The 10,813-nt window shown below is 66.4% G+C and carries 7 protein-coding genes and 1 other RNA gene; 1 reads left to right on the top strand and 7 read right to left on the bottom strand.

Going from position 1 to position 10,813, the window contains the following annotated elements; translation table 11 throughout:
- The first annotated feature begins 105 nt into the window (after nucleotides 1-105).
- Complete coding sequence (locus tag VGN66_RS14675; protein WP_327520276.1) at nucleotides 106-1,470, top strand: class II 3-deoxy-7-phosphoheptulonate synthase; 1,365 nt, start codon at nucleotides 106-108, stop codon at nucleotides 1,468-1,470.
- Nucleotides 1,471-1,477: 7 nt separating this feature from the next.
- Here the strand turns inward: VGN66_RS14675 and VGN66_RS14670 are convergent, their stop codons facing one another.
- From VGN66_RS14670 to VGN66_RS14640, 7 genes are all read right to left on the bottom strand, one after another.
- Nucleotides 1,478-6,025 carry a CHAT domain-containing protein gene (locus VGN66_RS14670; protein WP_327519562.1) on the bottom strand — a complete coding sequence of 1,516 codons (4,548 nt, stop codon included), beginning with the start codon at nucleotides 6,023-6,025 and terminating at the stop codon, nucleotides 1,478-1,480.
- A 71-nt stretch (nucleotides 6,026-6,096) separates the two neighbouring features.
- Nucleotides 6,097-6,493: RNase P RNA component class A (gene rnpB, locus VGN66_RS14665), an RNA gene on the bottom strand.
- Between the two features lie 17 nt (nucleotides 6,494-6,510).
- The gene (locus tag VGN66_RS14660) at nucleotides 6,511-7,146 is read right to left on the bottom strand and encodes a DUF2306 domain-containing protein (RefSeq protein ID WP_327519561.1); all 636 of its coding nucleotides are present in this window, start codon (nucleotides 7,144-7,146) and stop codon (nucleotides 6,511-6,513) included.
- On the bottom strand, nucleotides 7,143-7,529 hold the full coding sequence (locus VGN66_RS14655) for a hypothetical protein (RefSeq protein ID WP_327519560.1): 387 nt from the start codon (nucleotides 7,527-7,529) through the stop codon (nucleotides 7,143-7,145). Before VGN66_RS14655 ends, VGN66_RS14660 begins: the two co-directional genes overlap by 4 nt.
- A 4-nt stretch (nucleotides 7,530-7,533) precedes the next feature.
- The gene (ilvD, locus tag VGN66_RS14650; RefSeq protein WP_327519559.1) at nucleotides 7,534-9,255 is read right to left on the bottom strand and encodes a dihydroxy-acid dehydratase; all 1,722 of its coding nucleotides are present in this window, start codon (nucleotides 9,253-9,255) and stop codon (nucleotides 7,534-7,536) included.
- Between the two features lie 7 nt (nucleotides 9,256-9,262).
- Entirely contained in the window at nucleotides 9,263-9,994 is a 732-nt protein-coding gene (locus VGN66_RS14645) for an N-formylglutamate amidohydrolase (protein ID WP_327519558.1), read from the bottom strand.
- Nucleotides 9,991-10,719: an enoyl-CoA hydratase/isomerase family protein gene (locus VGN66_RS14640; RefSeq protein ID WP_327519557.1), complete on the bottom strand. Its 729-nt coding sequence runs from the start codon at nucleotides 10,717-10,719 to the stop codon at nucleotides 9,991-9,993. Before VGN66_RS14640 ends, VGN66_RS14645 begins: the two co-directional genes overlap by 4 nt.
- Nucleotides 10,720-10,813: the final 94 nt, after the last annotated feature.

Genomic DNA, 10,813 nt, shown 5'->3' with positions numbered 1-10,813 from the left:
GAGGACGGAAAGCGCGCGTCCCCGGCAGTTCTCAATCAGATCGCGGCGAATGGTATCGCGCATCATCAGGACTGGTACGTCCATGTCCGCAATTTGGAGCAGGCGATGGACTGGACCCCCGATAGCTGGACCCGCGCCGAAGCACGGCAGCTGCCGATTTACCCCGACAGCGCCGCAGTCACGGCTGCGACCGATACGCTGTCCAATTTCCCCCCGCTGGTGTTCGCAGGCGAGGCGCGCGCGCTGACGCAGGAACTGGCCCGCGTATCGCGCGGCGAGGCGTTCCTGTTGCAGGGCGGCGACTGCGCCGAGAGCTTCGCTGAATTCCACCCGAACAACATCCGCGACACGTTCCGCGTGATCCTTCAGATGGCCGTGGTGCTGACCTTCGCCTCGAAGCTGCCGACGGTGAAGCTGGGCCGTATGGCCGGACAGTTCGCGAAGCCGCGCTCCGCGGATACCGAGACGATCGACGGCGTTGAGCTGCCCAGCTATCGCGGCGACAACGTCAACGACATCGCCTTCACCCCCGAAGCGCGCATCCCCGATCCGCAGCGGATGATCCGCGGCTACACCCAGTCGGCGGCGACGCTGAACCTGCTGCGTGCCTTCGCCAGCGGCGGTTACGCCAATCTGCATCAGGTCCACAAATGGACGCTCGACTTCATGGGCCGCAGCCCATGGGCCGACAAGTTCGCCAACGTCGCCGACCGCATCGGCGAGTCGCTCGACTTCATGGAAGCGTGCGGGATCAACCCCGAGACCGTCCCGCAGCTCAAGCGGACCGATTTCTACACCAGCCACGAAGCGCTGCTGCTCCCTTATGAGCAGGCGCTGACCCGGCAGGACAGCCTGACCGGCGACTGGTACGATACCAGCGCGCACTTCCTGTGGATCGGCGACCGCACCCGCTTTGACGGGTCGGCGCATGTCGAATTCCTGCGCGGGATCGGCAACCCGATCGGAATGAAGTGCGGGCCGAGCCTTGAGCCCGACGCGCTGCTGCGCATGCTCGACACGCTCAACCCGACGCGCACCCCAGGCCGGATGACACTGATCACCCGCTATGGCCATGATAAGATCGAGGATGGACTGCCCAAGCTGGTCCGCGCGGTGAAGCGCGAGGGGCATCCGGTGGTGTGGAGCTGCGACCCGATGCACGGCAACGTCATCAAGGCCGCGAACGGCTACAAGACCCGCCCGTTCGATCGCATCCTTGCCGAAGTACGCGGCTTCTTCGCCGTCCACCGCGCCGAGGGCACCTATGCAGGCGGCATCCATGCCGAAATGACCGGACAGAATGTCACCGAATGCACCGGCGGCATGATCGACGTCAGCGAACACGACCTCGCCGACCGCTACCACACCCATTGCGACCCACGCCTGAACGCGGGTCAGAGCATCGAACTCGCTTTCCTGCTCGCCGAAATGCTCAACGAGGAAATGGCGGAGCGGCGCAAGGCGGCGTGAGACCGGCCTATTGCCAATTCCCCAGCAGCACGAAGGGCGCCCAGTAGAACGGATGTGCATAGCCGGTGACCGCCGGGCCGGTCGGCCCGCCCGGCGCCGCGCGGCCCTTGCCGCGATCGGCTCCGGTGGCGCCCTGCGCGGTCATCAACGCGATCTGTGCCTGGCGCAGCGCCTCGGCCTTGCTCGTCCCGCCCTTGGAATGGATCGCGTAGAAACGCTGCATCAGCACGGCAGTGGATTCATCTGCCACCGACCACAATGAGGCCAGCACGGCGGACGCCCCCGCCTTTTGCGCCAGTTCGGCGAGGCTCGCATCGACTTCCGACCCGTTCTGGTTGCCCCCCGGCACGCCGGTCTGGCAAGCCGAGAGCGCGAGCAGATCGACGTCGATCGCCGTGAAGCTGCCATCCTTGATGAACTCAGTCAGCGGCAGTTCCTTGCCCGTGCCGAGCAGCAGGAACGATTTGTCGGCGCTGGTCGGGTCGAGCGCGAAGTGCGAGGCGATATGGATCACGCGATAGCCCCCGGCCATCGCCGCCCCGAGCGCTGCCCGGTCGAACGCGCCGTCGAGGCTGACCACGCCGGGGAACACCCCGGTAGCTGCACCTTCGGCACGGACAATCCCCGACAGTTCAGCCGGAACCGCGGGCAATGGGCTCAGCCCCGCACCGCCCTGGCTCGCCCCGAGCGCGGCCACGCGCCATTCGGTCGCGTCCGATGGCCCCGTCTGGACCTCGTCGATCGATCGAAACGCGCTGAAGGCATAGCGCTCGGCAAGCCACTGCTTGCCATCATGGAGCGCCGCCATCGGCAGATAGCGCAGCGCATCGTCGAGCGACTGCATCACCTGCCGGATTCCCGCCGCACGCAGCGCCCGGTCCACCGGCTCGAACACCGACTGGTACAGCTTCGAGGCTGGGTCGGTAATGAACACCGCCTTGTCGCTGATCGCCTGGCGGTACAGGCCGATATCCTTGCGCATCGCGGTGATCTCGATCGGCACGACGACCGATTTCTGGTAGTTGGCGGTGGTGATCAGCCAGTGGATTCGGTCAGGCAACACCACCGCGTGCAGCGCCGCGACATCCTTGCCCAACCGCCGCACGGTGGAAATGAGCCGCGGCTGGATCGCGGCAACGCGATCCGCCTTCGCCTCCTGATCCGGGGTCATCGCGGCATCGAGCCCGGCGACGACATTGGCCAGATCGCCCAGTTCGCCGCGAAACGCGGTCTGCGCCGCCCCCAGCGCAGTCGTCGCGGCCGCCAGTTCCTGCTGTTGCTCGGCGGTCAGCGCACCCTGCCGCTGCAACGTGACCAGCCGGTCGCGCGCCGCCCCCGCCTGTGCCAGCGCTGCGGTTGCGGCATCGAACGCGGCGATGCTCTGCGTCTGCTTCGCATCGAGCGGCATCTGGTCGAACGCCTCGCCCTCACGCCGTTTGTCGCGGGTGTAGTTGTAGCTTTCGAAATCCTTGAGCATCGCGAGCACATGCTCGGCCTCGCCGAACCGCCCCATCTCCATGAAGATGCCGGCGAGGTAGCGGTAGCGGTCCTGATGCACGCGGATGAAGCATTCGCGGATCGACGGATCGAGGTCGGAGATCCGCTTGCGCGCGTCCTGCAACTTGTTGACCGCGACCTTGGCAAAGAACAACGCCGCCTCGCGCCGCCCGCCGCCACCGGCCTCTTTCGCAGCGCTCGACCAGTGGCAGGAGCTTTCGATCAACGCGAAGTAATTGTCGCGGCTCCCGAAACGGTTGGTCAGCGCCGCTTCCTTGATCGCCAGCGACCGGACCTTGGTCGCGAGATACTGGTCCATCTTGCCGTAGAGGAGGTAATGTTCCTCAAGGCTGCGGAACCCTTCGAACACCGCGAATTCCGACCCATTCTCGACCGCGGTGTCGAGCTCCTTGCGCAGCACCGCCTCACGCGTCTCGAACGCGGGCTCGACCGCCAGACCTTCGGTTTCCGGACCAATCGGGATCGGGGTGAAGCCTTCGATCTTGAGCAGGCATTTGATCGTCGCCTGCACCCCGCACGCCGCCTGCCATTTCTTCGCGTCGTCGCTGCGGCGCCGCACCGCTTCGGCCAGCCAGTAGCGGGCCTGCTTCGCATCGGCCTTCATGCCCCAGCCCAAGGCAGATGCGCGGACCATCGCCAGCGCGCCGCCGCTCCATCCCGTGCCGGCCGCGTGTTTGAACCAGCGCAGCGCCATTTCCGGGTCCTTCGCCACACCGGAACCGTGAAGGTACGCCTCACCCAGCGCGACCCGGGCGCTATAGTCACCGCAATGCACCGCCCAGCGCAGCAGGCGGATCGCCTCCTTCGGATTGGCCTTGGTCCCGTCACCAGCGAGGTACATGCGGGCAAGCAGAACCGCGTTGGCATAGCTGAACGACGCCGCGCGCTGCATCCATTCGAACGCTTGTGCGCGGTCGACCTGCGGCGCGCCCGCGCGCTCGGCGTCGCTGAACTCCAGATCGCCCTTGTAATAGAGCGCAAGGCTCATCGCCGCGCTCGTCTCGCCCCGGCGATAGGCTTCTTCCCAAGCGCGCACCGCCTTGACCGCGCTCTTCTCGACCCCGAAGCCCTTGAGGTGGAGATACCCGATCGCGCGCTGCGCATCGGCCGACCCGCGTTCGGCGGCGATCTTGAACCATTTCAACGCTGCGGTCGGGTCGCCCGCACCGTCATCGAGCAGCCGCCAGGCATATTTGGCCGCCGCCTCACGCATCCCCAGCTTCGCCAGCGCTTCGAACAGCGGGATGTAAGACTCATCGCCGTTGAAGTTGAACGCATAGGGCGTGTCGAACTGCGCCAGCAACGCGGTCCTGCGCTCCTCCGGCAGTGCCTTGAATTCATCCCCCTCGGCATAGCGCGCCAATTCGCGCAGCGCCGCTTCCTGTAGCCTGAGGTCGAGCATCAGCTTGAGCTGATATTCCTTCGCCACCGACGGGTCGCTCGCCGCCTTGGCATATTGCACCGCCAGTCCGAATTGCTGCTTCGCCAGCTTGCCCGCCTGCAGCGCCTTGGCGACGTCGGTCAGCACCTTGGGGTCGGTCAGCGACGCGATCTTTGCCCGCCACGTCGCGCTGTCGATCCTCAGTCCCGCCGCTTCGATCATTGGTCCGGGATGCGCCAGCGCCGCGAGCGCCCAGCCCTCGCCCTTGCCAGCGTGCTCGGTCAGGATGCGCAGGGCATAGGCGTGCTCGGCGTCGCCCGGATTGTCGCGCAGGACCGTTTCCACCAGCGGCCGCGCGCTGTCCTCGACACCGCCTGCGAGCGCCTTTTCATAATATTTCCGCGCAGCCTTGAGATCCAGCGGCACCGCCTTGCCCTCGGCAAGCGCGTCCGCGGCGAAGGCGGCGTCCTTCGGATCATCCGTTTCGCCGAGCTTGTGGTACCATTTGAGCGCTGCGGGATTGTCGCTCGGCACTCCGGTGAACTCGCTCGAGGCGAGGTCATAGGCGAGCTTGCGCATGCCGCGCGCATTCCCGGCCTCGGCTGCCTTGCGGTACCAGTCACGGCTCGCCGCCTCGTCGCGCGGCATCCCCTTGCCGTTGGCGGCGAGGTCGCCCAGTTCGATCATCGCGTCGTCATCGTCCTCATCGGCCGCCTTGCGGTACCAGGCGATCGCCATCTGGATGTCGCGTTCAAGGCCAATCCCGTCGCGGTAAAAATGGCCCAGCCGCCGCATCGCACTGGCCTGACCACGATCTACCGCCAGCCGCATGTAGCGCGCCGCCTCGGCAGGATCCTTCGGTCCACCCCGGCCGATCTGGAACATCCAGCCGAGATTCTCCGCGCCCCATCCCGATCCGCGATCCGACGCAACCTTGTACAGGTTGCGCGCCTCGGCCGGGTCTGCGGCCCCGCCAAGCCCGTTGTCGGTCATATAGGCGAGCGCCGCGACGGCATCAGCATGGCCCAGCGCCATCGCGCGGCCATACCATTTGCGGGCCAGCGCATAGTCCTTCGGCACCCCCTTGGACCCGAAGCGGTAGTGGTCCGCCATCGCGTTCGCCGCACCATCATGGCCAACGTCCGCCGCGCGGGTATAGGTTGCCAGCGCGGCATCGACATTGACCGGCGTGCCGGTGCCATTCAGATAATAATCGGCCAAACGCCCGAGCAGCCAGGCGTTGCGCCCCTTCTCCCCCGATTTCGCCAGCGCGAAGGCGCGCGCCGGGTCCTTGGGGACACCATTGCCGGTTTCATACATCGACGCGAGCGTGTTCACCGCCTGCAGATTGCCCGCCGCAGCGGCACGCTCGATTAGGCTCAGCGCCGCCTTGCCGTCACCCGCCTTGCTCAGCGCACGACCGAGATTGGCCATCGTCGCCGCATCGTCCGGATGAGCGTCCAGCGCGCGGCGGCACAGCTCGATCGCGCGGTCGGGCACAAGGTCATCGAACCGCTTGCCGGTCTTGTCATGGGGGGTGGGCAGCCGCGCTTCCTGCGCGCACGGCTTGCGCGGATCTTCCTGCCCTGCCTGAGCATGGCCGGGGATCATCGCGGCGATCGATACGCCCGCAGAAAGGACGAAGCTGCGTCTCATCGGCCCTGCCTCCGCCCTCTTATCCCCCAGCGGGGGATGCGGTGACAAGCCCCGCAATTCAGACGAAATCAGGTGCCAGAGGGCCTGTAAGCCGGGTTCTGTCCACGCGGCCCTTTCCCCAAGGGGAGGTGCGCGCGATAGGCGACCATTCCTCTAGGCCCACATTTGCATGGGGGCTCAAGCAATCAACCCGGACCGCGGGGCGGAACTCCCCATGCGCGGTCCCTATTCGATCTTGCTCCCGGTGGGGTTTGCCGTGCCGCTTCCGTTGCCGGTCGCGCGGTGCGCTCTTGCCGCACCCTTTCACCCTTGTCCTTACCCCGAGGGGCAGTGGACGGTCTGCTCTCTGTGGCACTTTCCCTGACCCCGGCGAACCGGGACCGCCGGGCGTTACCCGGCACCGTTTTTCCGTGGAGCCCGGACTTTCCTCGGTGCACTTGCATGCAACGCGGCCGCCCGGCCCTCTGGCGCGGACGGCGATAGGCTCAATCTTGGCGTGGTGCAAATAGCAGTTTGGCGGCCGGCCCCCACGACAGCCAGGCCTCCACGACCAGCAGCGGCAGGACGAAGCTCAGCCAGCCGCGCGTTGCTGCGCGCAGTTCGGCATTCTCGATGAAGCCCAACAGCACCCCATCCCCGGCGGCCATCATCCGTACCCACACGAACGACAGAGCAATTGCGGTCGCGCGGATCACAAAAGCATGATGCAAATCGAACCGCCGCCGCCGCGCTGCCTGCCACGCCACCATGACAAAGCCGATCCACACCGCCGCGAACAGCGTCAGCGGCACCTGCGTCTCCTGCGCGGCGATCGTGCCGCCCAGATGCAGCGCAGACAGCCCGCCAAGCAGCGATGCGGCAAGATACACCCGGCCCAGCCCACGATGCAGCCATGGCCAGCGCCCACGCACCGACGCCGCAAACTGGATCGGCGCGATCAGCAGCACGGGAATGGCAAGCGCGACATGCGCGAAATACCAGATGCGCCGCCCCCAGAAGGTCTCGCCGGTCGGAGCCTCGCGCGTGGCGATAAAGCGGAACGAGTCGGTTAGGAACCACGCTGCAGCGACCGCGATGATCAGCCAGAACAGCGCCCAGCCCCATCGCCCCGTTGCGTTCACTTCTTCGCCGCGCCCTTCACCGTCGCGGGCAGGCGATAGCGCGCATCGTCGATCGCCACTTCGATCGCATCCTTGTCGATGATCGTCACGGTCGCTGCACTGGCGCCATCGGCGGCGATCACGCCGCGCCCGTCGCGCGTGACCCGCAGTCGGTGGAACCCGCCATCGGGGTGGCGAACCGTCAGGATCAGCCCGTCCTGCGTCTGCGCGCGGTCGATGGTGCAGCGCGTGGTGAAGTCATCGCCGCCACCCAGCGCGCACGGAATGCGCCCCTCCGCGGCGTCACGCGCCTGCTGCGCGCGCGCGTCCTGCGCATGATCCGCCTTGGTCTTGACCGGTCCCGGATCGCAGGCGGCGAGCGTCAGCAGCGCAGCCGCGCCCACATAACTAGATATCCGCAAAGACATGCGTTTCGGACTTCGCCCCCGGATGCGTCACCGCCCCCTTATAGGCAGGTCCGACATTCTGCGCATAGCGCCATAGCGCGCCTGATTGATAGTCATTGCTGCGCGGCTGCCAGCGCGCGCGGCGCTCGGCCAGCACTTCGTCGGCAACGAGCAGGTCGATCGTCCCCGCCTCCGCATCGATGCGGATCGCGTCGCCATCCTCGACCAGCGCGATCGGCCCGCCCTCGGCCGCCTCCGGCCCGACATGACCAATGCAGAAGCCGCGCGTTCCACCCGAGAATCGCCCATCGGTGATCAGTGCGACCTTCTCGCCCAGCCCCAGCCCATAGAGCGCGGCAGTGGTCGACAGCATCTCGCGCATGCCCGGTCCACCCTTCGGCCCTTCATAGCGAATGATGATCACCTCGCCCTCGTTGATGGATCGCGCCTCGACCGCAGCAAAGGCATCCTCTTCACAGTCGAAACAGCGTGCCGGCCCTTCGAAAACGAGGCGGCTCATCCCCGCCACCTTCACGATCGCGCCATCGGGGGCCAGGCTGCCGCGCAAGCCCACGACGCCCCCAGTCGGGGTGATCGGCGTCTTGACGTCGTAGATGACCTTCTGGTCCGGATTCCACGTCACCTGATCGATATTCTCACCCAGCGTCTTGCCGGTCACCGTCATGCAATTGCCATGCAGAAGGCCGTTCGCCAGCATCGTCTTCATGAGCATGTACACGCCGCCGGCTTCGTACATGTCCTTGGCGACATACTTCCCACCCGGCTTGAGGTCAGCGATGTAAGGCGTTGATTTAAAGGCATCTGCCACATCGAACAGGTCGAAGTCGATGCCCGCCTCATGCGCCATCGCCGGCAGGTGCAGCGCGGCATTGGTCGATCCACCGGTCGCCGCGACAACGCGCGCCGCATTGATGAACGCTTCGCGCGTACAGATGTCGCGCGGCCGCAAATTGCGCTCGATCAGGTCCATCACCTGATACCCGGCAGCAATCGCGATCTGCTCACGGCTGCTATAGGGCGCGGGGACCATGTTGCTGTTGGGCAGCGACAGGCCGATCGTCTCGCCGACACAGGCCATGGTGTTGGCGGTGAACTGGCCGCCGCACGCGCCATGGCCGGGACATGCGACCTTTTCCATCGCGTGCACCTCGCTGATCGGACAGTTGCCCGCAGCGAAACGGCCGACGACTTCGAACACGTCGACGACGGTGATATCCTTTTCGTGGAAGCGGCCCGGCAGGATCGATCCACCATAGACGAAGATCGACGGAATATTGAGGCGCAGCATCGCCATCATCATCCCCGGCAGCGACTTGTCGCACCCGGCAAAGCCCACCAGCGCGTCATAGCAATGGCCGCGCACACTCAGTTCGACCGAGTCGGCGATGACTTCGCGGCTGACCAGCGAGGATTTCATCCCCTGATGCCCCATCGCGATGCCGTCGGTCACGGTGATCGTGTTGAACCGGCGCGGCATCCCGCCATTGTCGCTCACGCCCTTGCGCGCGGCATCGGCCTGCGCGTCGAGCGTGGTGTTGCATGGCGCGCTATCATTGCCCGCGCTGGCGAGCGCGACGAACGGGCGCGCGATTTCTTCCTCGCTCAGGCCCATGGCGTAGTAATAGCTGCGGTGCGGCGCGCGCTCGGGGCCGACGGAGACGTGGCGCGAGGGCAGGCGGGATTTGTCGAAACGGTTGGTCATGGCGCGCCTATGTCGCCGCAGACCGCCCCTGCGCAAGCGGATTGCGCACAAATGTTACTAAATTTCCAAGAATTTCGCACCACATCGTCACGCCAGCGTCGCTGGAGACAAGATCATTACGAATCTCGATGCCCAGATACGGCGTTCCCGTCGCCTCCGCGTGCCGGTTCATCGTCGCGTTGAGCAGGCGGCCCGAATAGGGTTCATTGTCGCCGGTGACGATGCCCTGCGCCGCCAGCCAGTCCACCGCCAGCCGCGCGGCGCGGGCATCGCGATTGTAGAGAATGCCGGCTTCCCACGGCCGGGGCGCGGCGATGCCGCTTTCCAGCGCAGGGGTAAAGCTGTGCACCGAGATAATTAGCGCCGGACGCTGCGACCGCACCTGCGCGGCGATGGCGCGATGATAGGGGGCATGGAAGCGCGCGATTCGCTCGACGCGATCCGCCCCGTCATTGCCGGGAATGGCATGGCCGTCGCTAGCGTGCGGGATTAGGCCGAGCGCATCAGTCTCACGATTGAGGTCGATCACAAGCCGTGAAACGGTGGCAAGGATCGCTGGCGCCCCCAAGCGCGCCGCCAGCCCCCGGCTGACCGCCGCCGCGCCGATATCGATCGCGATGTGGCGGTCGAGCAAGGCCGGGTCGATGCCAAGATCGATATCGGGGGGAACATGATTGCTCGCGTGATCGCACAGGATCAGCACGTCGCTCTCGCCCTCGATCCGTTCGATGATACTCATCGTTTCCCCGCCAGAAACGCATCGAGCCGCTGGGCGAAAGCGGGCGATCCGAATGCGTCCTCGAACGCCTGATCATGGCCGGGCGCATCGGAATCGCGAAGGACGGCCTTCAGCATCCGCACGGCACCGGCATCGTTGGCCGCAATCTGCTGGGCCATCGCTCGTGCCTCCACGCCCGCATCCGCCACTCTGAGATGCGCCAGCCCGATGCGCGCGGCCTCATCCGCGTCGATCCGGTCGCCGGTGAACAACATCCGCGCCGCCTGCCCCGCCCCCACCCGCGTACGCAGCCGGGCCACATCGCGCGCCGGATAGCCGATGCCGAGCTTTGCCGGAGTGGTCGCAAACACCGCCGCATCGCCCGCAACGACGATGTCGCACGCCAGCGTCAGCGCGACGGCGGCGCCAAAACACCCGCCATCAACCGCAGCGATCACCGGGATCGGTAGCGCTGCCAACGCCTCAATCCCACCCGCCATCGCGGTTCGGAAGCGGGTGCGCATGGCGGGATCGGCGACCAGCGCCGCAAACTCGGTGAGGTCCGCGCCTGCTGAGAACATGCCCGGCATCGCCGATTGCAGGATCAGGACGCGCGCATCGCTCGCCGCAACCGCCGCCGCAGCTTCGGCAATCGCGTCCCACGCCGCAATCGGCAGCGCGTTGCGCGCGCCCGCGCGATCAAGGGTGAGCAGCACGGTCGCTTCGTCGAATTGAACGCGGATCATCGGTGCCCTGCGGGGCGAGGATGGCGCCCGTCCGAAGACGGGGGCCATCCACGGGCGTCTCGCTCCCGGCGCATGACCCGCAAAGACTGCTCAG

It is taken from the genome of Sphingomonas sp. (assembly GCF_035998645.1).
Lineage (GTDB): Bacteria > Pseudomonadota > Alphaproteobacteria > Sphingomonadales > Sphingomonadaceae > Sphingomonas.
Note: the sequence above shows the minus strand (reverse complement) of the source record. Positions and strands in the feature narration are given on the sequence as shown.